19 protein-coding genes are annotated in these 21474 nt (G+C 73.0%); 4 read left to right on the top strand and 15 right to left on the bottom strand.

Annotated features, from left to right (window positions below; genetic code table 11):
- On the bottom strand, positions 1-1443 hold the full coding sequence (locus tag QSK31_RS25545; protein ID WP_285686851.1) for an FAD-dependent oxidoreductase: 1443 nt from the start codon (positions 1441-1443) through the stop codon (positions 1-3).
- Between the two features lie 98 nt (positions 1444-1541).
- Between QSK31_RS25545 and QSK31_RS25540 the strand changes: the two genes are divergently transcribed.
- A complete protein-coding gene (locus QSK31_RS25540; RefSeq protein WP_285686850.1) occupies positions 1542-4304 on the top strand; it encodes a helix-turn-helix transcriptional regulator in 2763 nt (920 codons plus the stop codon).
- On the opposite strand, the gene QSK31_RS25535 is transcribed toward QSK31_RS25540, so the two are convergent.
- A complete protein-coding gene (locus QSK31_RS25535; protein ID WP_285686849.1) occupies positions 4276-4437 on the bottom strand; it encodes a hypothetical protein in 162 nt (53 codons plus the stop codon). The genes QSK31_RS25540 and QSK31_RS25535 overlap by 29 nt on opposite strands.
- A gap of 10 nt (positions 4438-4447) precedes the next feature.
- Here QSK31_RS25535 and QSK31_RS25530 point away from each other — a divergent pair, with 10 nt between their 5' ends.
- The 3 genes from QSK31_RS25530 to QSK31_RS25520 all read left to right on the top strand — a co-directional run bounded on the left by QSK31_RS25530 (position 4448) and on the right by QSK31_RS25520 (position 8715).
- A complete protein-coding gene (locus tag QSK31_RS25530) occupies positions 4448-5299 on the top strand; it encodes an FAD-dependent oxidoreductase (RefSeq protein WP_285686848.1) in 852 nt (283 codons plus the stop codon).
- Positions 5300-5406: 107 nt separating this feature from the next.
- The gene (locus tag QSK31_RS25525; RefSeq protein ID WP_285686847.1) at positions 5407-8229 is read left to right on the top strand and encodes an AfsR/SARP family transcriptional regulator; all 2823 of its coding nucleotides are present in this window, start codon (positions 5407-5409) and stop codon (positions 8227-8229) included.
- A gap of 51 nt (positions 8230-8280) precedes the next feature.
- Positions 8281-8715, top strand: a complete 435-nt coding sequence (locus tag QSK31_RS25520) for a PLL family lectin (protein WP_285686846.1) — start codon at positions 8281-8283, stop codon at positions 8713-8715.
- Here QSK31_RS25520 and QSK31_RS25515 read toward each other — a convergent pair.
- The 13 genes from QSK31_RS25515 to QSK31_RS25455 form a co-directional block, all read right to left on the bottom strand.
- Positions 8666-10477 carry an FAD-dependent monooxygenase gene (locus QSK31_RS25515; RefSeq protein ID WP_285686845.1) on the bottom strand — a complete coding sequence of 604 codons (1812 nt, stop codon included), beginning with the start codon at positions 10475-10477 and terminating at the stop codon, positions 8666-8668. The genes QSK31_RS25520 and QSK31_RS25515 overlap by 50 nt on opposite strands.
- A gap of 4 nt (positions 10478-10481) precedes the next feature.
- On the bottom strand, positions 10482-10826 hold the full coding sequence (locus QSK31_RS25510) for a putative quinol monooxygenase (protein WP_285686844.1): 345 nt from the start codon (positions 10824-10826) through the stop codon (positions 10482-10484).
- A gap of 91 nt (positions 10827-10917) precedes the next feature.
- Positions 10918-12072, bottom strand: coding sequence for a hypothetical protein (locus QSK31_RS25505; protein ID WP_285686843.1), 1155 nt, complete (start codon positions 12070-12072; stop codon positions 10918-10920).
- Positions 12050-12577 carry a sigma-70 family RNA polymerase sigma factor gene (locus QSK31_RS25500; protein ID WP_285686842.1) on the bottom strand — a complete coding sequence of 176 codons (528 nt, stop codon included), beginning with the start codon at positions 12575-12577 and terminating at the stop codon, positions 12050-12052. The genes QSK31_RS25505 and QSK31_RS25500 overlap by 23 nt, the downstream gene beginning before the upstream one ends.
- Before the next feature lie 41 nt (positions 12578-12618).
- The gene (locus QSK31_RS25495) at positions 12619-13104 is read right to left on the bottom strand and encodes an Rv1363c family protein (protein WP_285686841.1); all 486 of its coding nucleotides are present in this window, start codon (positions 13102-13104) and stop codon (positions 12619-12621) included.
- 4 nt (positions 13105-13108) lie between these two features.
- Complete coding sequence (locus tag QSK31_RS25490; RefSeq protein ID WP_285686839.1) at positions 13109-13816, bottom strand: Rv1363c family protein; 708 nt, start codon at positions 13814-13816, stop codon at positions 13109-13111.
- Positions 13813-15072, bottom strand: coding sequence for an MCE family protein (locus QSK31_RS25485; protein WP_285686838.1), 1260 nt, complete (start codon positions 15070-15072; stop codon positions 13813-13815). Before QSK31_RS25485 ends, QSK31_RS25490 begins: the two co-directional genes overlap by 4 nt.
- Entirely contained in the window at positions 15069-16280 is a 1212-nt protein-coding gene (locus QSK31_RS25480) for an MCE family protein (protein ID WP_285686837.1), read from the bottom strand. The genes QSK31_RS25485 and QSK31_RS25480 overlap by 4 nt, the downstream gene beginning before the upstream one ends.
- Complete coding sequence (locus QSK31_RS25475) at positions 16277-17464, bottom strand: MCE family protein (RefSeq protein ID WP_285686836.1); 1188 nt, start codon at positions 17462-17464, stop codon at positions 16277-16279. Before QSK31_RS25475 ends, QSK31_RS25480 begins: the two co-directional genes overlap by 4 nt.
- A complete protein-coding gene (locus QSK31_RS25470; RefSeq protein WP_285686835.1) occupies positions 17461-18423 on the bottom strand; it encodes an MCE family protein in 963 nt (320 codons plus the stop codon). The genes QSK31_RS25475 and QSK31_RS25470 overlap by 4 nt, the downstream gene beginning before the upstream one ends.
- On the bottom strand, positions 18420-19457 hold the full coding sequence (locus QSK31_RS25465; protein WP_285686834.1) for an MCE family protein: 1038 nt from the start codon (positions 19455-19457) through the stop codon (positions 18420-18422). The genes QSK31_RS25470 and QSK31_RS25465 overlap by 4 nt, the downstream gene beginning before the upstream one ends.
- Entirely contained in the window at positions 19454-20686 is a 1233-nt protein-coding gene (locus QSK31_RS25460) for an MCE family protein (protein WP_285686833.1), read from the bottom strand. Before QSK31_RS25460 ends, QSK31_RS25465 begins: the two co-directional genes overlap by 4 nt.
- Positions 20683-21474: an MlaE family ABC transporter permease gene (locus QSK31_RS25455; RefSeq protein ID WP_285686832.1), complete on the bottom strand. Its 792-nt coding sequence runs from the start codon at positions 21472-21474 to the stop codon at positions 20683-20685. The genes QSK31_RS25460 and QSK31_RS25455 overlap by 4 nt, the downstream gene beginning before the upstream one ends.

The following is a 21474-nucleotide window of genomic DNA, read 5'->3' as shown; positions in this document are numbered from 1 at the left end:
CTAACGGCGGACCTTCCGGGGCAGGTGGCCGGTCCGGCCGGCGATCGCGGCGGTCGTCTCCGCCGGGGTCAGCATGCGGTCGGAGGCCCACGCGACGTAGCCGTCCGGGCGTACCAGAATCATCGCCGGACCCGGCAGCGCCTCGCGCCGGACCACCGTGACGCCGGGCGTGTCGCCCAAGGCCAGCGGCTCGCGCGTGACCAGCACGAACCGGCCGTCGCGCAACTGCTCGTAGAGACGGCCGACGTCCGGCATCCGGCGGCCGGCCCACCGGTGCGCGCCCGCGCCCCGGGCCGGGTAGCGGACGCCGATCCCGCTGACCCGGCCGGCCAGCATCCGCCGGGTGCGCCCGAAACGGAGGATCGCGCGCACCGCCAGCGCCTGCACCAGGGAACGCGGGCGCTTGCGGCCGAGCACCATGCCGTTGAACGCGTCGGTCAGCCGGAGCACCTGCTCGCCGACCGGGTGCCGCTCGGCCTGGTAACTGTCCAGCAACCACGGCGCCGCGGTCCCGTGCACGGCGGCGGCCAGCTTCCAGCCCAGGTTCATCGCGTCCTGGATGCCGGTGTTCATGCCCTGGCCGCCGAGCGGGGAGTGGACGTGCGCGGCGTCGCCGGCCAGGAAGACCCGGCCCGCCCGGTAGCGGGAGGCCTGACGGCGTTCGCTGAGGAACCGGCTGGTCCAGCGCGGCTCGCCCATGCCCAGGTCGCCGCCGGCGATCCGGTGGAAGGCGTCGCGCATCTCGTCGTCGGTGACCGGCTCGCTCAGCGGCACCCGGTCGCGTTTGCGGTCCCACGCGATCGCCCGGAACCAGCCGTCACCGAACGGCACGATGATCACCGCGCCGTCGTCACCGGTCCGGGCGAACATCGCCTCCTGCGGCGGCTCGGCCAGGTGCACGTCGGCGAGCAGGATGTGCGTCTGGTACTGCTTCCCGGCGAAGTCGATGCCGGCCAGCCGCCGCACCGTGCTGTGCGCGCCGTCGCAGCCGACCAGGTAGCGGGCCCGCTCGGTGCCCGGGTTCGCGCCGCCGATCTCGACGGTCACACCGTCGTCGTCCTGCCGGAAACCGAGCACCTCGGTGTCCGGGACGATCTCCACGCCGAGTCGTTCGGCGTGGGCGCGCAGCACCTTCTCGGTGCCGCTCTGCGGGGCGATGAAGATCATCGGGAAGCGGCTGTCCAGGATGGTCAGGTCGAGGGTCGAGCCGGGCACGGGCGCGATGCTGGTCACGCGTACGCCGTGCTGCAGCACCTCGTCGGCCAGGCCCCGGGCGTCGAGCAGCTCCAGCGTGCGGGCGTGCAGGGCGAACGCGCGGGTGATGTTGGGCTCCTCGCGCCGCCGCTCCAGCAGGCGGACGCGGACCCCGGCGAGCGCCAGCTCACCGGCGAGGGCCAGGCCGGTCGGCCCGGCGCCGACGACGATCACATCAGCGGAATTCATGGCGGTCCCTTTCGGATCGTTCGGTGGACGACCACAGCCTGCGACCGCGGAGCATTCGCTCGCATCAGCGACGTCACCGGTCCCGTACGATCGGCGGCATGCTGCACGGGCGGCAGAAGGAATGCGCGCTCATCGATGGGCTGCTGTCCGCCGCGGTGGCCGACCGGCGCAGCGGCGTCCTCGTGCTGCGCGGCGAGGCGGGCATCGGCAAGTCGGCCCTCCTCCGGTACGCCGCGGCGCAGGCGACGGGGATGCGGGTCCTGCGCGGCGCCGGCGTCGAGTCCGAGGCGGAGTTCCCGTTCGCCGCCGTGCACCAGCTGCTCCGCCCGGTCGCCGACCTCGTCGAGGTGATCCCCGAGCGGCTCCGCGACGCCCTGCGCGGCGCGTTCGGTCTCGGCCCGGCCGCCGACCAGGACCGCTTCCTGCTGTCGCTCGGCGTGCTCAGCGTCCTCGCCGAGGCGGCCGAGGAACGTCCCCTGCTGTGCCTGGTCGACGACGCGCACTGGCTGGACGGCGCGTCGGCCGCCGCGCTGACCTTCGCCGCCCGGCGGCTCGACTCGGAAGGCGTGGTGATCCTGTTCGCGGCGCGCGACCAGGCCGTACCCGGGCTCCCGGAGCTCACCCTCGCCGGCCTGGACGCCGCGTCCGCCGGTGATCTGCTCGCCTCCCGGGCCGGCACGCCGCTTCCCGCCGCGGTCCGGGACAGCCTGGTGGCGAGCACCGCCGGCAACCCCCTCGCGCTGCTCGAACTGCCCGGCGCGCTGTCCGCCGAGCAGCTGTCCGGGCGCGCGGCCCTGCCCGACCGCCTGCCGGTGGGCGCGGGGGTGGAGCAGGTCTTTCTTGATCGGGTACGCCGTGAGGACCCGTCCACGCAGACGTTGCTGCTGGTAGCGGCCGCCGAGGACACCGGTGAGCTCGGCCCGGTCCTGCGAGCCGCCGAGCTGCTCGGGGTGCCGGCCGGCGCGCTGGACGCCGCGGAGAAGGCCGGACTGGTCACGATCGACGGCCGCACCGTCGAGTTCCGGCACCCGCTGGTCCGCTCGGCGGTCTACCGGGGCGCGACGTTCTGGCAGCGGCGGGACGCCCGGCAGGCGCTGGCCGCGGCCCTGGACGGCGACGAGAACGCCGACCGGCGCGCCTGGCATCTCGCCGCCGCGGCGCCCGGCCCGGACGAGGCGGTCGCGGCGGAACTGCACCGGACCGCCGACCGGGCCCGCCAGCGTGGCGGGCACGCGGCGGCGGCGACCGCCTTCGAACGCGCGGCGGCGCTGACCGCGTCTCCCGGCCCGCGCGGTGAACGGCTGCTCGCCGCGGCCGGGGCCGCCTGGCAGGGCGGGCTGCCGGACCGGGCGAACGCGCTGCTCGACCGGGTCGCCGGCCCGGCGCTGCGGTCCCGGGCGGATCACCTGCGCGGCTCGATCGAGTCGACCAACGGGGAGCTCACCACGGCCTACGCGATCCTCCTCGGCGCCGCCGAACGGGCGGCCGCCGAAGACCCGCCGCGCGCGGCACAGATGCTCACCGAGGCCGGCCAGTCGGCGTGGCTGGCCGGCGATGCCGCCGCTCTGCACGAGGTCGCCCGCCGGCTGGCCGCGCTGCCGGTTGCGAGCGCGGTCGTCCCGCTCAGCGCGCAGCTTGTGCTCGGCCTGGATCGGCTGCTCAGCGGCGACACCGCCGCGGCCGCCGGGCATCTGCGCGAGGTCGCGGGCGGCGCGACCGCGACCGGTGATCTCCGGGCGATGTTGCTCAGCGCGGCAGGCGCGATGTTCCTCGGTGACGACGCGGTGGCCATCGGCCTGTTCACCACGGCGGTGACCCGGGCCCGGTCGGCGGGCGCCGCCTCGATGCTGCCGTCGCTGCTCGCCCCGCTCTCCTCGCTGGAGGGCTGGACCGGCCGGTTCGCCGCCGGCGCGGCGAACGCGACCGAGGGCCTGCGGATCGCGACCGAGACCGGGCAGGACAACCCGGCCGCCCATCTGCGCAGCGTGCTGGCCTGGATCGCGGCGGCCCGAGGCCGCGAGGAGGAGTGCCGGGCGTACGCGTCGGCTGCGCTCGCGCACGCGATCGGCCACCGGCTCGCTCCCGCGGCGGGCATCGCGTCCTGGGCGCTCGGCCTGCTCGACCTGGGCGCCGGGCGGCCCGGGCCGGCCCGCGACCGGTTGGCCGCCCTGGCCGCCGCCGGGCCGGGGGAGTCCCACCCGATGGTCGGCGTCTTCTCGGCGGCGGACCTGGTCGAGGCCGCGGTCCGGACCGGCGACGAGGCGACCGCCCGCGAGGCGCTGGCCCGGCTGTCGGCGTGGGCCGATCAGACCGGGTCGGCGTGGGGTCTGGCGCTCGTGCTGCGGTGCCGGGGTCTGCTCGCCCCCGAGCACCGCGGCGATCCGGGTGGTCCCACCCGCGACCAGCGTGGTGGCGATCCGGGTGGGCGGGCTCGCGACCATTACTTTGCCGAGGCGCTGCTTCACCGTGAGCGGCCGTTCGACGCCGCGCGCACCGAGTTGCTGTTCGGGGAGGCGTTGCGGCGGAGCCGGCGGCGGACCGAGGCCCGCACTCATCTGCGGGCGGCGCACGAGACCTTCGAGCGGCTCGGCCTGCCGGGTTGGGCCGGGCTGGCGGCGGCCGAGCTGCGCGCCACCGGCGAGACCGCCCGCAAACGGGATCCGGGCACGACCGAGCAGCTCACGCCGCAGGAGACGCAGATCGTCCGGATCGTCGGCGAGGGCGCGACCAACCGTGAGGTGGCGGCGCAGATGTTCCTCAGCCCGCGCACGGTCGACTATCACCTGCGCAAGGTCTTCACCAAGCTGAACGTCTCGTCCCGCGCCGAGCTGATCAGACTGGCGGCGCGTCAGGACGGGTGATGTCCGAGGGCTGCGGCGCGTCAGGACCGGTGACTTCGCCGATGCGATCGGCGGTCAGGGCGATGACCATCCGGCGGGCGGCGGCGAGCACGGCGGCGGGGTCGGCGGGGGCGCCGAAGGTGGCGGCCAGCACCGAGCCGACTGTGTTGAAGACGGCGCGCACACCGATCGGCGGCGGGCGGCACCGGCTGGAGTTCGCCAACGGGGCCACCGCCGAGACCGACCTGGTGATCGGCGCCGACGGCGTCTGGTCCCGGGTGCGTCCGCTGGTCAGCGACGCGGAACCCGAGTACTCCGGGGTCGCCTTCCTCGACGTGCGGTACGACGACGCGGACCACCGGCACCCCGCGATCGCCGAGCTCGTCGGCAACGGGCACCTGTTCGCCCGCGGCGACGACGGCAACGCGATCATCGCCCAGCGCAACAGCAACGGCGTCATCCGCGGCTACGTCGCCATGCGCGCCGAGGCCGGCTGGGCGGCGCGGTCCGGCGTACGCGTGGATGATCTTCCCGCCCTGCGGACCCACCTGCTGGAGCGATTCGCCGGCTGGTCCCCGACGCTGCTGCCGTTCCTCACCGACAGCGACGGCTATGTCGACCGCGGGATCTGGTTCCTGCCGGTTCCGATGGCCTGGGAGCCCACGCCCGGGGTGACCCTGCTCGGCGACGCGGCGCACGTGATGGGCCCGTTCGGTGGCCACGGCGTCAACCTGGCCCTGCTCGACGCGACCGAGCTCGCCCACGCCATCGCCGAGGAGCCCACCCTGGACGCCGCGATCCGCACCTACGAGCCGGTCATGCAGGCCCGTGCGGCCGGATACGCCGGCCCGTCCAACGCGGCGACCAGACGATTCTTCGGGGTCGGCGAAGGTGCCGGCGAGGGCGTCGGAGAAGGCAGTGACACCGAGCCGCACACCGCACCCGACACGGCCGCCGAGCACCGCCGATACCTCGAGGGCGCCGAGCGTTACCGTCGAGCCTCCCGGCCGGCCTGATCCAGCCGAGCTCGAATGCCGGCCGAGCTCGAAATGCCGGCCGGGGCTCTGACGCCTTTCTGACGCCCATCCGGCCACGAGGGGCGCCTCCTCCTAGGGTGAGCAGCGTGAATGCGTCGCTACGGTTCCGGGTGCTCGGCCCGCTCGAGGTCGTCCGCGACGGCATCCCGGTGCCCCTCGGCTCGCCGAAGCAGCGGCTCCTGCTCGCGTTGCTGCTCACCCGGCCGCAGCAGGCGATGGCGGTCGATCAGCTCGCCGAGACGATGTGGCAGGGCACGCCGCCGCGGTCGGCGACCGAAAACCTCCGGACCTACGTGCACCGGCTGCGTGCGGCGCTGGGTGCGGAGGTCATCCACGGCCGCGGCCGGACCGGATACGTCCTGGACATCGCCCCGGAGCAGGTGGACAGCGCCGAGTTCCTGGACACCGCCGGCCACGGCCGGGCGACCCTGGCGGCGGGCTCGGTACGGGCCGGCCGCGACCTGATCGACGACGCGCTGCGTCTGTGGCGCGGGCCGGCGTACGCGGGCCTCGACGACGTCGACGTGCTGGCCGCCGAGCAGGCGCGGCTGGACGCGCACCGGCTGTCGTCGGTGGAACAGCGGATCGATGCCGACCTCGCGCTGGAACGGCACCTCGAGGTGGTCCCGGAGCTGACCGCCCTGGTCGGCGAGCATCCGTTCCGGGAGCGGTTCCACGCTCAGCTGATGATCGCGCTGTACCGCGCGGGGCGCCGGGCGGACGCGCTGGCCGCGTACCGGCGGGTGCGGCGGCTGTTCGCCACCGAGCTGGGGCTGGAGCCCCGGCCCGAGCTGAGCGGCCTGCACGGGGCGATGTTGCGCGGCGACGAGGTGATCGGCGGCGGCCCGGGACCGGCGTCGCGGTCGTCGCGGCCGGTCCCGAGCCAGTTGCCACCGGACACGGCGGTGTTCACCGGTCGCGACCGCGAGCTGGACCGGCTGTCCGAGCTGCTGGGCGAGCGGGTGGCGACCGGCACGCCGGTGGTCATCGCCACCATCGGCGGGATCGGCGGCGTCGGCAAGACCTGGCTGGCCCTGCACTGGGCGCATCGGCACCTCGACCGGTTCCCCGACGGCAACCTCTTCGTCAACCTGCGCGGTTTCGACCCGCACAGCCGGCCGTTGTCCGGCGCGGAGGCGGTCCGCGGGTTCCTGTCGGCGCTGGGCGTGCCGCCGGGCGCCGTGCCCGCCGACGCGGACGCCCAGGTCGGGCTGTACCGCAGCCTGGTGGCCGGCCGCCGGATGCTGATCGTGCTGGACAACGTGCACGACAGCGACCAGATTGCCGGGCTTCTGCCCGGCTCGGGGCAGTCGACGGTGCTCGTGACCAGCCGCAACCGGCTCGCCGGGCTGGTCGCCGGCAAGGGCGCGGTGCCGCTGGCGCTCGACGTGCTCACCGACGATCAGGCGCGTGCCCTGCTGACGGCCCGGCTGGGCCCGGCGGTGGTCGAGGCGTGGCCGGACGCCGTCGGCACGCTGATCCGGGCGTGTGGTGGGCTGCCTCTTGCGCTGGGGATCGTCGCTGCCCGGGCGCTGCTCGAACCAGGCCTGGCCCTGTCCGACATCGCCGAGCGGGTCGCCGACCGGTCGACCCGGCTGCATGAGCTGGACGACGGTGACCAGCACGCGAGTGTGCGGGCCGTGCTGTCCTGGTCGTACGGGGTACTGGCCGAACCGCAGGCGGAGTTGCTCGGGCTGCTCGGCCTGGCGCCCGGTCCCGACATCGGCACCGCGACGGCCGCCGCGCTGGTCGGCAAGGGCCGCGCCGAGACCGCCGCCCTGCTGCGGGAGCTGGAGCGGCGGTCGCTGATCGGACGGACCGGCCCGGATCGGTGGCAGCTGCACGACCTGGTCCGGTTGTTCGCCGCCGAGGAGGCGCGGCGGGCCGGTGCGGACGAGGCCGCGGCGCTGCGCCGGCTGGTAGATCACCTCAATCACACCGCGTACGCGGCGGATCTGACCTTGAATCCGGAACGTCCCCCGCTCAATCTGCGCGCCCCGGTGCGCGGCGCCGCGCCGGACCCTCCCGCAGGCCTGTCCGCCGCGTTGGACTGGTTCGACGCCGAGTTCGCCGCGATCCGGGCGGCGCAACAGGTCGCCCTCGATCACGGCTGGTGGGATCCGGCCTGGCAGCTCGCTCGCAGCCTGGACACTTTCTGCTGGCGGCGGCACCGCAACGAGGACAGGCACACGGTGTGGACAGCCGGGATGACCGCCGCCGACCGACTGGGCGAACGGGCGGTCTTCGCCCGCGCCGCGCGGCTCTACGGCGACGCGTGTCTGCGGTCGGGGCGCCGGGCGGAGGGGATGGCACAGCTCGACCGCGCGTTGGCGATCGGTCGTGACCTCGGCGACGACGAGGACGTCATGCTCACGCTGAGCACGCTGTGCTGGGCGACCTGGCAGAACGGCGATCCGGAGGCGGCGCTGCGGCACGCGCTGGCCGCGCTGGGGCTGGCCGAGCGGTTCGGCCGTCAAGCTCAGCTGGCCGACCGGCACAACGCGGTCGGTTGGTACCTGATCCAGCTCGACCGCTTCGACGAGGCGCGTGGACACCTCGACCTGGCGTTGTCGCTGGCCCGCCGGCACGGCCACCGGGAGGTCGAGGCGGCCACCCTGGACAGCCTCGGCTCGCTGGAACACCGGCTCGGGCGGCACGCGCAGGCGCTCGCCTGGTTCCAGCTCTGCCTGCCGGTGATGGACGAGATCGGCGACGACCACTTCTTGGCCGAGGTCTGGCAGCGGATCGGCGACGAGCAGGCGGCGCTGGGCGACCTCGGCGCCGCGCGCGGGTCGTGGCAGCAGGCGGTGACGTTGTTCGAGCAGCAGCGGCGTCTGGGTTCGCTGGTCGAGCTCCGGCAGCGCCTGGACCCCGACGGCGTGTACGAAACGTATACGTCGGATTCCTAGCGTCCCTCGCAACCGGTGCCGCCCGGCGCCGGTACGAAGGGGAAGAACAGCATGTTGAGAAAGCTTGTGGCGGCCGCCGCCTTAGGGCTCGCACTCGTCGCCGGAGCCGCCGCGCCGGCGCACGCGGCGGGGAATCCGCCCGGATCGATCGACCAGATCAGCGGCTCCGGCTACCTGTACGAGTATTCGAACTGGGGTGGCATCTTCTTCCGCACGACACTCGCGGACTCCCGATGGATCATGCCGAACGACTATTACGAGGTGTTCGTGATCGGCACGGACCACAAGGTGTGGACGAAGTGGAGCGGCTCGTTCGGGCTGTCGGCGTGGACCGACCAGTTGGGTGGCCGGTGCAACGGGGCCCGCCGGCTCACCTACAAGGCGAGCGGATGGAATGTGACGCTCAGATGCACGGGGATGGACGGGCTGTACTGGATCAACAAGCGGAATACGGCGGGCGCGTGGACAGGCTGGCGACCGGAGTGATCGGGTAGGGCAAGCCGAGGCGGGCCAGGAAGTGGCGGCAGGCGTCGAGGTCGAGCTCGTCCGTGCGCCACGCCACGTGGCCGTCGGGGCGGATGACGTACAGCGCCTGGGAGTCCGGGTGGGTCAGGCCGTACCGCTGGAAGACCTCGGCCGTGTCGACCAGCTCGACCCGCTCGTCGGGGCGGCACGCCACCCGGCCGATCAGGTGGGTGGAGACGCCGTCGAAGGTCGCCAGTCCGGCGGTGAGCGCGGCCACCGCCTCGTCGTCGAGGTGCGCGCGGGACATGGCGACGACGTGCATCCGGTAGCCGCCGAGCAGGTCGAACATCTGCCGGCCGGCGCTGATCCGGGCGTCCGGGGCGCGCTGCCCGGCCAGCGGGCCCTTCAGCGAGTACAGCCGCTCGTTCACGGTGAACGGGCCGGCCGGGTAGGACATGCCGATCTGGGACAGGCGGCGGAACGCCTTGCGGTGCGGCAGCGGCGCGGCGGACATCCGGCCCACCAGGAACGGGCCGGCGAGGTCGCGCAGTCGCGCCCGCCAGCCGTGCAGGTCGGCGGCGACCCGGTAGAGCCGGTCGGTGAACCGCAGCAGCTCGACGCCGACCGGGTGCCGTTCGTCGTGGTAGCTGTCCAGCAGCGCCTCGTCGCCGCTCGCCAGCTTCCACGCCAGGTTGGCCGCGTCCAGCAGGCCGGTGTTCATGCCCTGACCGCCGGCCGGGGAGTGGATGTGCGCGGCGTCGCCGACCAGGAAGCAGCGGCCCACCCGGTATTGCGCGGCCTGCCGCAGGTGGGCCTGGTAGCGCGTCTTCCACACCGGGTCGGACAGCGTCACCGGCACCCGCATCGCCGCCCGGAGCGCCGCCTGGAGCTCGGGCAGGTCGAGGGGGCCGGTGCCGCCGGTCAGGTCGGTGGTCATGACCCGGGAGCGGCGGGCGCCGTCGAGCGGCAGGAACAGTCCGATGCGCTCGCCGGACATGAAGATCCGGAAGCTGGTGTGGTCGAACGGCCACTCCACGCGGCAGTCGGCGAGCAGGAAGCGCTGGGCGTACCCGTCGCCGTCGAACGCCAGGCCGAGCTGCTTGCGGACCGTGCTGTGCGCGCCGTCGGCCCCGACCACGTAATCGCAGGTCAGGTCACCGGTGCTCAGGCGTACGCGAGCATGGTCCTGATCTTGGGTGAGGGACTCGAGGCGGGTGTCGCGCTCGACCGTGACCCCGTGCCGGGCGAGGTCGGCGACCAGGATCGCCTCGACCTCGTTCTGCGGCGCCATCAGGATGAACTGGTACGGCGTGTCCGCGGCGCGCGCCCGGTCGAAGTCCAGCCCGCCGACGTGCCGGCCGTTGATGTGGAACGCGATGCCCGTGTCGATGACGCCGCACGCGAGCAACTCGTCGGCCAGTCCCAGTGAGCGGAACAGCTCGATGGTGCGCGCCTGCACGGCGAAGGCGCGCGACTCGGTGGCCGGTCCGGCGCCCGCGTCGATGATGCGGACCTCGGCGCCCTGCCGCACCAGCAGCGCCGCGGTCATCAGCCCGCTCGGCCCGGCGCCGACGACGAGCACCTCGCGGCGGGGGACAGGTTCCAAGGTCAACGGCTCGAGGCTTCGCGTACGCGGAACCGCGCGGTCCTTGCCGATCCGTTCGAGGAGCCCGGCACCGGGCCGGGCCTGCACCCGTGGCAGCGGCCGGCCGGACATCGAAGCCCACAGCCGGCGCCCGAACGCCGCGGTCAGGGTGATCAGAGCGAGGATGACGAGGCCCATCGGTTCACCCCGCGACCTGCGGCAACGTGCTGCACATCCGCAGGAACTGCTGCCGCAACGGCCCTTCGACGTACGGCCGGATGTCCCGGATGAAGTCCTGCGTGTACGGCTGCGCGACGTGCCGTTCCAGGTCCTTCTTCGACCGGAACATCTCGTAGATCACGAAGAGCCCGGGGTCGGCGCGGTCCCGGTGCACGTGGAACTCGAGGGCGCCCTCCTCGGCACGCAGCGGCTCCACCAGCGCCAGGATCAGCCGTTCGACATCCTCTTCGCAGCCCGGTTTCGCGTGGGCGAAACCCAGATGGGTGTATGGCCCGGTCTCGTCGGGGTCCGGCTCCGGAAACATCATCGTCACAGTGTTGGTGCCGGCGCCCGCCGGAAACGAGAGCGAGTCCCGCTCAGTGGTACAGCGGGACTCGCACTCGGCCGATCACGGATCGTCAGGGTGTCAGCGGGAACCAGGTCGCCGGCTTGTCGGAGCCGGCGAACTTGATGCTCGCCAGGATCGTCTTCAGCGCGGCGGACGACGTGTCGCCGCTGCCGATGATCTCGACCTGGAAGGTGCCGCCGGGGGACTTGCGGTAGCACAGCGAGTCGTTGCCGGGGTTGCAGTACGGCTCCTGCTCGGCGCCGGCCGGCGGGTCGGCCTTCATGGCGTGCGCGCCGGGGAAGACGTTGATCCGGATCTCCCGGCCGACTTGCTCGTCGTCGGGCACCGCGTCGGTGAGCTTGGCGGTCGTCTTCGGCTTGTCCTTGACGTAGAGCAGGCTGGTTCGATACGACTCGCTCGCGCCGCCGTTCGGGTAGCCGGGGCCTCGGCCGCCCTGCGCCAGCCGGTAACCGGCCGGGACCTCGCCGACCTTGATCGCGACCTTCGCCGGGTAGGCGGGCACACCGTGCAGCCCGGCCGCCACCCGCATCAGGGCGTCCTTGCCGGCCTTCTTGGCGTCGTCGGACTGGTAGGTGTTGAGGACCGCCCAGGCGTCGTCCGCGTACTGCCAGGCGAGCCCGCGGTGCTCGTCGACCATCGAGGTGTCCCCGTCGATGAAGGTGCGCTCCTTGAACAGGCCGGGCTTGCCGCCGACGCTGACCTGCTCGCCGCCGTCGAACTGCTTCGGGCTGTAGCGTCCGGGCTTGTAGACGGTCAGCAGCAGGTTGTCGGCCGGCTCGGTGCGCGGTGTCGTGTCCGACGGGTCGGTGGCGTACACGTCGACGTCGTTGCCGATCCGGACGGTGGCCTGCTGGAAGTCCGCGGTGACCAGGAACGGGTCGTTGACGTGGAATTCGCCGACCTGGTACGACTCGAACGCGTACTGCCACGGCTTGGCCGGGTAGGTCAGCGGCGCTCCGGCGGCGGCCTGGGAGGCGGCGGGCGGCGCGGGTGGCGCGGTCGGCGGACCGGCCATCAGACGCGGCACGCTCACCACGGTGGCGACGGCGACCACCGCGGCGGCGACCGTGGCGCCGCTCCACGCGGCGCGGCGGCGGGTCTGCAGGCGGCGGCCGGCGGCGACCGCGTCGTCGACGGTGAACCGCGCGGGCGGCGGGCCCGCCTTGGCCTCGGTCAGCATCTCAGACAGCTCGCGCTGCTTCATGACGGTCCTCCCAGGTATCCGAAAGTTCAACGTTGAGGAGCTCGCGAAGCCGAGCCAGGCCGCGGGACGTGTACGCCTTCACCGTGCCCTCGGGGCAGCCCAGCGCCTCGGCCGTCTGCTGCACGCTGCGTCCCTCCAGGAAACGCAGCACCAGCACGGCGCGTAACCGGGGCTTCAGGTGCAGCAGGGCCTGGCGCAGGTGCAGCCGCTCGTCGACCGCGCCGGCGTGATCCGGCAGGGCCGGCTCCGGCATGGCGTGGCTGTTCGACTGCTCGCGGCGCCACCACGGCCGCCGGGTCTCGTCGATCGCCGCACGGACGACCGCGGCACGGGCATAGCTCGCCGGTGACTCGATCTTGTTCCACTTCACGTAGAGCCTGGCCAGCACGGCCAGGGTCGCATCCTCGGCAGCCTGCCAGTCGCCACAGGTCAGGTAGGCCAGACCCCGCAGCGACTCCATCTGGGCGCCGACGAAGTCTCGGAACTCCGTCTCTCTGTCATCCACGACACCTAGACGTTAGCCGGGGCCTGTGGCGTTACATCCGATCAGACGGCGGCCGCGGCGGCAACCTTCCAGCTACCGTCGGCGCGACGGAGAGTGAGGATCACGCGGTTCTGGTCGACCTTCTCGCCACTGATCTTGGCGTTGCGGCGGTACTGGTTGAGGTAGACCAGCACGGTCACCGTGTCGCCCCGGGCCTCCTCCACGCCGATGGCCGACACCTGCGCCTGCACGATCGCCTTCTCGGTGGTGGCGATCGGTTTCAGGCCGGCGGTCATCTTCACGTACTCGCCGGTGAAGCCGCCGGTGGTGTAGCGGCTGCCGTTGGCCACGCTCGCGTCCCAGCTGCGGTAGTCGTACGAGAAGATCGCCTGCGCGGCCGTGCTCGCGTCGGCCACCGACGCCTTCGCGGCGGCGGCCCGGGTGGTGGCGGCGTCGCGCTGCCACCAGAGCCAGCCGCCCGCGCCGGCGGCCACCACGGTCGCGATGGCCAGGATCAGCGCCGTCCGGCGCGCCTTGCGGAGACTCATGCCCTCACCCGACGAACTGCAGCTGGGAGACGAGCCAGCGACCGCTCTGCCCGTCCTTGGTCAGGCCCACCCGGACCCGGTAGTGCGAGAGCCGCCCGTTCGGCGCGCCCTTGTTCTTCACCGTCGCGTCCACGGCGACCAGGACGGTGGCGGTGCGGGTGTCGCCGTCGACCAGGCCGGTGCGCAGGACGGTGCCCTTGGCGTCGACCTTGTTCTCCAGCACGGCCTTGCGCACCTGGGCCGCGCCCCGGGTGAACTCGTCCCGGAAGTCGCCGGTGGCCCGGCCGGTGATCCGCTCGATGTCGGCGTCCACGGTCGCCGCGCTGATCGACATGAAGTCGACCGCGGCCTGCCGCGCGGCCGCGGTCGCCTGCTGGTGCGCGTCCTCCGTCCGGCGGCGGTCATAGACATCACGAGCGGACAGACCAGATCCCACGAGTACGGCGGTCAGCAGCACGACGAGCCCGAGGATGACGAACCGCCAGCGCCCGGCCGGAAGCGCATCAGCGTCGGGGCGCGGCGTCGCGGGCGCCTCGGCCGGCGTCACAGGTGGCGCTTCGGGCGCCTCGGCCGGCGGGGTCGTCTCGGTCGGAGTTCCCGCGTCGGGCGGTGCGGTGTCGGGCGCGGGATCGCGCGGCGCCACGGGCCGCACAGTCGTCGCGCGGGCGGTCAGGCGGCGTCGCACGCTGCGCGACGGGACCGGCCGATTCACGGAGCCACCCCCGAGAGGAGAAGTTGTTTCCACGACTGCGCGCCGGCCACCGCGTACTGGCCGCCGGTGCCACCGAACGCCAGCGGCAGGCCGTCCGCACCGGTCACCAGCCCGCTGCCCGGGTCGTAACCCGCGACCGGCGCCGAACCCGCCGCCGGCGCAGGACCCGCGCCTCCGTCCGGCGCGGGCGCGACCGTTCCCCGCCCGCCCGGCCGTGGCGCGTTCCGCTCGCTGCGCACCCCGGATCCGGCCGCCAGCTCGGCGTCGGTGCAGGTCCGCGCGCCGGTCTGCGAGTACTGGCAGGGCGGCGGGTCGTTCGCGTTCACGACGAGGCCGAAGTGCGCGGTCCCGTCGCCCGGCACGACCGTGAAGCCACCGGCCACCACGAGCGGATAGGTGACCAGGATCTGCTCGATGCCGTCCAACCGGCGTACCGCGATGCCGTTGACCGTGATCAGGTTGCCGAGCAGCGTGCCCACCGTCGGGTCGAGGCCGCGCAGCAGGGCGGTCAGCTCGTCCGCGGCGGGCGGCCCCGCGGTCAGCAGCCGGCGCAGGTCCGGGTCCGAGGCGCGCAGCGTGCCGCTCAGGTCGGCCAGCGCGGACGCCCAGCGCCGCAGCTGCGCCGACTGCACGGCCTGCGTGGTGAGCACGGTCTTCGCGTCGTCGATCAGCTTCCCGGTCTGCGGCAGGTAGGCCTGGCCGCTCTCCAGCAGCGCGTCCGACGAGTCGAGCAGCAGCTGCAGCGCCGCCGCGTTGCCCTCGAACGCCGTACCCAGCTCGGTGATCACCACGTTCAGCTTGTCGCCGTCCACCGATCGCACCAGCTCGTCCAGGTTGGTCAGCAGCATCTCCACCGGCAGCGGCGTTCCGGTCCGGGAGGCGGGGATCACCGAGCCGTCGCTGAGGTACGGCCCGCCGTCCCGCGCCGGCCGCAGGTCCACGTACTGCTCGCCGACGGCCGACCGCAGCCCGACCACCGCGCGCAGGTCGGCCGGCACCCGGACGTCCTGCTCCACGCTCAGATCCGCGCGTACGCCGGCGGCCGTCAACCGCACGGCCTCGACCCGGCCGACCGGCACCCCGCGGTAGGTGACCGGCGCGTTGACGAACAGGCCGCCGCCCCGGGCGAAGTCCAGGTGCACCACGTAGTCGCGACGCCCGATGCCGACGTAGGTGAGCCCGACGTAGCTGATGCCGATGGCGCTGATCAGCAGGAACACCAGCACCTGGAGTTTGGCCATGCGGGTGAGGATCATGGCTGGTCACATCCGGTGAGCAGGCCGAGCGGCCCGCAGTCGCGGGTGGGCAGGGGCAGCGGCAGCCCGGGGAGCGTGGGCAGCGGCACGCCGGGGATGCCGACCGAGATGCTCGGCAGGGGCACACCGGGTACGTTCGGGAGCTGCGGCCCGCCGGGCACGACGGGCGGCGTGGTCGTCGCCGGAGTCGAGGGTTTCGTCCTGTTGTCCGGGGCGGGGTCCGCCGGCTCGGACGGCTCCATCGCGCCCACGTCCGGGTTCACCAGCAGGTTGGCGAGCACCACGGCGGCGTCCAGCTCCAGCGTCGCGTGCAGGTTGACGAAGTTCGCCGTGATCGGCCCCTGCACGTTGGCCGGGAACGGATAGGTGAGCAGGAAGTTCAGCGCCTGCGGCAGGTCGTCGCCGGCCTTGACCAGCTGGGTCAGGATCGGCCGCAGCTCGGCGAGGCTCGCCAGGGTGGCGTCCCGGCTCTCGTCGATCACCCGGGTGCCCACCGTGGACAGGTCGCTGAGCGCGGTCAGCGCCTCGGTGAGCTGCGCCCGCTGGTCGGCCAGCACGGCCAGCCCGGGGTCGGCCGCGTCCAGTGCCCTGCCGATGGTCTCCTTCTCGCCGGCCAGCCGCCCGGAGAGCGAGTCGAGGGCGTCGATCGCCCGGGTGATGTCCGCCTTCTGCGCGTCCAGCCCGCCGATCAGCGTGTCGAGCCGGGTGAGCAGGTCGTTGACCGCGGGGGAGCGGCCCTTGAGCGCCTTGCCCAGCTCGGCGTTGACGGTGCGCAGCTGGGCCAGCCCGCCGCCGTTGAGCAGCAGGCCGAGCGCGGCCAGCACCTCCTCGACCTCGGCGGTGCGGCCGGTGCGCTCGATCGGGATGTGCGCGCCGTCGGCCAGGTTCCCGGTGCCGGGCTCGCCGACCGGCGGCGCCAGGGACACGAACTTCTCGCCGAGCAGGCTGCTCTGCCGCAGTTCGGCGGTGACGTTGGCGGGCAGGCGTACGCCGGAATCGAGGGACATCCGCACCCGGGCCCGCCACCCGTCGAGCTTGATCTCCTCGACGCTGCCGACGGTCACGTCGTTGACCCGCACCGCCGACCGCGGCACCAGGTCGAGCACGTCCGCGAAGGTCGCGGTGACCTCGTAGCTCGACGAGCGTCCGCACCCGCCGGCGGTGATGATCAGCAGGACCGCCATCGCGGCGGTGAGAGGGCGCTTCACGGTGCCCTCCGAGGCAGGATTCCGCCCAGCGTGGGGTCGCTGGACACCTCCGGCGCCGTCAGCACCGGCTGCTTCGGCGGCGCTTTCGACGCCGGGGGCAGCCCGAGGAGCTTGCGCAGGGCATCGGTCAGCGGCAGCCCGCGCCGCTGCAGGTCCTCGGCGAGCGCCACGCACACCTCGGGCACCTGTGCGACCGGCACCAGCCCGGCCAGCAGCGAGCAGACGTAGGTGGCCGGCCCGTTCGGCCCGAGCAGGTTGTCCCGGGTGTCCAGGGTGCCCGAGCGCGGGTTGTAGACCAGGTTGAGGTTGGACAGCGCGAGCGGCGCCACGTCCAGGACCTCGATCAGCGCCTGCTGCTGGCGGACCAGCACCGTGGTGACGTCGGTGAGCGCGCCCACGTCCTGGGTGAGCAGCGCCCGGTTGTCGCGGATGAACTCGGCCACCTGCCCGAGCGCCACGGACAGGCTGCGCAGCGACGCCTCCAGCGCGGCGCCCTCGCCGGCCAGCTGCTCACTCGCGGTGGCCAGCCGGTCGTTGAAGGTTCGTACCAGCCGGTCGCTCTCGGCCAGCGTGGTGGTGAACTCCTGCAGGTCGGCAACCGTGCCGAACAGGTCGTCGCGGCCGCCGGACAAGGTCCGCAGCGTCCGGCTCGCGCCGTCGATGGTGTCGTGCAGGTTCTCGCCGTTGCCGTCCAGGTTGGCCGCGCCGGTGTCGACCAGGTCGCTCAGGGCGCCGTCCTGGTTGGCGCCCTTCGGCCCGAGCGCCTGGTTGAACTCGTCCAGCGCCCGGTACACCTCGTCGAGTTCGAGGGGGACCACCGTGCGCGAGGTGGGCAGGTCGGCGTCGTCGGGCAGGACCGGACCTCCGGCGTACGCGGGGGTCAGCTGCACGTAGCGGTCGCTGACGACGCTCGGCGGGATGATCACCGCCTGGGCGTCCGCCGGGACGGGCTGCTCCGCGTCGTACTCCATGACCACCCGCACCGTGCCGCCCTGCGGGACCACCTCGGTGACCGTGCCCACCCGCACGCCGAGCACCCGCACGCCGGACCCGGCGGCGATGCCGACGGCGCTGGTGAAGTGCGCGACGATCCGCCGCTGCCCGGGGCCGCCGCCGAGCAGCACGACCGCGACCACCCCCGCCAGCACGACGACCAAGCCGGCCGCCAATATCCGCCGCCTCATCGCGTCGGTCCCGGTGTGAACGGCTGAACCAGCCCGTCGAGGTACGAGTCGAACCAGCGCCCGTTGCCCAGGACGTTGGTGAACGCGTCCAGGAACGGCGCGAACGTCTCGATGGTGTCGCTCAGGTTGTCCCGGTTGCGTTGCAGCACGGCCAGCGCCTCCCGCAGTTCCGTCAGCGCCGGCGCGAGCCGGGCCTTGTTGTCCTTGACCAGCCCGGACAGCTGCCCGGCCAGCGCGGTCGTGGTGACCAGCAGCTGGTGGATCGCGTCCCGTCGCTTGATCACCTCGGCGAGGAGCAGGTCGCCGTCCGCGATCAGCTTGCGGAACTCCTCGTCGCGTTCGGCGAGCACGCTGCTCACCCCGCGGGCGTGGTGCAGCAGGTCGCGGAGCTGCGTGTCCCGCTCGGCGAGCGTGTTCGTGAGGCGGGACAGGCCGTCGAGCGACGTGCGGACGTCCGCCGGGGTGTCCGCGAACGCCTCGGACAGCGTGCCGAACGCGGTGGCCAGCTGTTTGGTGTCGATCTGCTGGAACCGGTCGGCGAGCCCGGTGACCGCCTGCACCACGTCGAACGGCGACGCGGTGCGGGACAGCGGGATCTCCGCGTCCTCGGCCAGCCGGCCGCCGCCGTCGGGCGCCAGCGCCAGGTATTTCTGCCCGAGCACGGTCTTGATCCGGATGGTCGCGCCGGTCCGATCGCCCAGCCGGACCTCGTCGTCGTCCACCCCGAACGACACCCGCACGTAGGTCGCGCCGCCCGAGCGGGCGAGCTCGACCGCGGTCACCTTGCCGACCTTGACCCCGGCGATGCGCACCTCGTTGCCCTCGGCCAGGCCGCTCGCGTCCCGGAACGCCGCGTGATAGGTCGCGCCGCCGAACAGCCGGGTCAGGTCCTCCAGGTGGAACGCGCCGTACAGCAGCAGGGCGGCCACGACGATCGCGGCGGCGCCGACGCGCTTCATCGCGCACCCTCGGTCGCCGTGCAGCGGGCCTTGTCCGAGCTGAACGGCCCGACCGCCTGCTCGCCGACCACCGGCAGCTGGATGTGCCCGTCGAAGTCGCACATGAAGAAGTTGAACCAGGAGCCGTCCTCGGCGGTGCTGGTCAGGTCGCGGTACTGGCCGGGCAGCCGGGTCAGTGTCCGGTCGAGCACGTTCTGGTTGCCGGCCAGGGTGCCGCTGAGCTTGCCCAGCTGGTCGATGTCGGCGCGCAGGTCCGGCCGCGCGTCCTTCAGCAGGTCCGCGGTGGCGCTGGTGACGCCCGAGATGTTGGTGATCGCGTCGCCGATCGCGGCCCGGTCGGCGGCCAGCCCGGAGACGAACTGCTGGAGCGTGGCGATGCTGCCGGACAGCTGGTCGCGGTGGTCGTCCAGGGTGGCCAGCACGGTGTTCAGGTTGGTGATCACCCGGGAGATCACGGCGTCCCGGTCGGCCAGCGTCGACGTGAGCGACGCGGTGTGGTCCAGCAGGCCGGAGACGGTTCCGGCTTCACCCTGAAAGACCTGGATGATCTCGTACGCCAGGGTGTTGACGTCCTCCGGGCTCAGCGCGGTGAACAGCGGCCCGAATCCGTTGAACAGCACCGTGAGATCGAGCGCCGGGTCGGTCTGTGCCAGCGGGATGATCCCGTCCGCTTGCAGGGCGGGTGCCGTCCCGGCCTGGTTGGTGAGCGCCACGTACCGCTGTCCGACCAGGTTCCGGTAGCGGATGGTGGCGTGCACGTTGGCCGGGATCTCGATCGCCTCGTCCACCGTGAACTTCAGCTCGGCCGTGGCGGCACCGGTCAGCCGTACCTCGGTGACCTGGCCGACCTTGACCCCGGCGATGCGGATGTCGTCGCCGGGCAGCACCGAGGTGACGTCGGTGAAGCGGGCCCGGTAGGTGGTGCCGTCCGGCGCGAACGCACCCAGCGACCCGGCGAGCAGCCCGGTCAGCACCAGCGTGACGGCCGCGAAGACGGTCAGCTTGATCAGTGGCGAGGCGATCTTCTGGCTCATCCCTCGTTCACCACAGTTCCGCGCAGCACCGGACCCCAGAGCAGCGACGCCGAGTCCGGAACCTGGTCGGGCGCGGTGCCCGTGGCCGCGCCGGCCAGCACGTCGATCACGCCGCGCTCCTCCTCGGTCCCGGCGTAACCCATCGCCGCCGGGACGATGCCGCCGTCGTGAGAGGAGCCGTCGTCGATGTCCGGCGGGCCGAACGGGACCTTCGGCCTGGGCAGCCCGTTGCAGTCCGGGCCGCCGCTCGCGTCGTACTTCGGATCGTCTCGCCCCTTCACGTATTTGCCGCCGTCGCGGGTGGCCTCCAGGGTGATGTGCATCCGGCCGCCGGAGAACACCTCCTCGACCCGCGGCTGCAGCCGGACCAGGCCGGCCAGCACGCACGGGTACTCGGGGGAGTAGGTGGCCAGCAGCTCCAGCACCGGCTCGCTGACCTTGCCGACCTGGATGATCCGGTCGCCGTGCCGGTCCAGGAAGCCGGTCGCGTACTGGGCGGCGTCGGCGGTGTCGGCCAGCAGCGCCGCCAGCTGGGCCCGCTGGTCGGACACGGTGGTCAGTGTGACGGTGGCGTTGCGCAGCAGCGTGAGCAGGTCGTCGGCGGCGCCGTCGTACGCCTCCAGGGTGTCGGCCAGCCGGGCGAGGTCGGTGCGCAGCGTCGGCACGTGCGGGTTGAACCGGATCAGGTAGTCGTCCAGCCGTTTCAGGTTGGCGCCGAGCTGGTCGCCGCGCCCGCGCAACGCGCCGGCCAGCACGCCGAGCGTGGTGGCCAGCTGTGCCGGGTTGATCGTGCGCAGCAGCGGCAGCACGTCGTCCAGCACCCGTTCCAGCTCCAGCGCGCTGCTGCTGCGGTCCTGCCCGATGACCGCGCCGGTCGCTATGGGGTTCTGGGAGGTCGCGGGCATCTCGAGCGACACGTACCTCTCCCCGAACAGGGTCTTCGGCAGCAGCCGCGCGGTCACGTTTGCGGGAACCCATCGCGTGCTGTCGGGCTGGAGAGCCAGCCGCAGCGTGGCATTGCCGCCGTCGGCGGTGATCTCGCGGACCTCGCCGACGATCACATCCCGCACCTTCACATCGGCGCCCGGATTGAGCTGGAGTCCGGTGTGGTCGGCCTTCAAAGTGACGGTGACGACCGGTGTGAAGGCCTTCCGGTAGACGAGCACCGACAAGGTCGTCGCGGCCAGGAGGACCACGATGAACCCGACGCCCAGCAGTCGCAGCCTCATCCCGCGATCCTGACCGTCGTGGTGGCGCCCCAGATCGCCAGGGACAGGAAGAAGTCGATGATGTTGACCGCGACGATCGCCGTGCGCACGGCCCGGCCCACCGCCACGCCCACCCCGGCCGGCCCGCCGCTCGCCGTGTAGCCGTAGTAGCAGTGCACCAGCACTACGACCACGCTGAAGACGAGCGTCTTGCCGAACGACCAGAGCACGTCGCCCGGCGGCAGGAACAGGTGGAAGTAGTAGTCGTAGGTGCCCGGCGACTGCCCGAAGTAGGCGGTGGCCATCGTCCGCGTGGCCAGGTAGCTGGAGAGCAGCCCGATCACGTACAGCGGGACCACCGCGACGAACCCGGCGATCATCCGGGTGGTGACCAGGAACGGCAGCGACGGCACCGCCATGACCTCGAGCGCGTCCACCTCGTCGCTGATCCGCATCGCGCCCAGCTGCGCGGTGAACCCGCACCCGACGGTCGCCGAGAGCGCGATGGCGGCCACCAGCGGGGAGATCTCCCGGGTGTTGAAGTACGCCGACACGAACCCGGTGAACGCGCTGCTGCCGAGCTGGTTGAGCGCCTGGTAGCCCTGCAGTCCCACCTCGGTGCCGGTGAAGAAGGTCATGAACGCGATCACGCCGACCGTTCCACCGACCACGGCCAGCGCCCCCGACCCGAAGCTGACCTCGGCCAGCAGCCGCAGCACCTCCTTCGGGTACCTCTTGAGCGTCCGCGGCACAGCGGCGAACGCGCGGGCGTGGAAGGCCAGCTGGGCGCCGAGGTCGTCGAGGATCAC

This window comes from Actinoplanes sp. NBRC 103695, from assembly GCF_030269485.1.
Lineage (GTDB): Bacteria > Actinomycetota > Actinomycetes > Mycobacteriales > Micromonosporaceae > Actinoplanes.
This window is presented reverse-complemented; position numbering and strand designations above follow the sequence as displayed.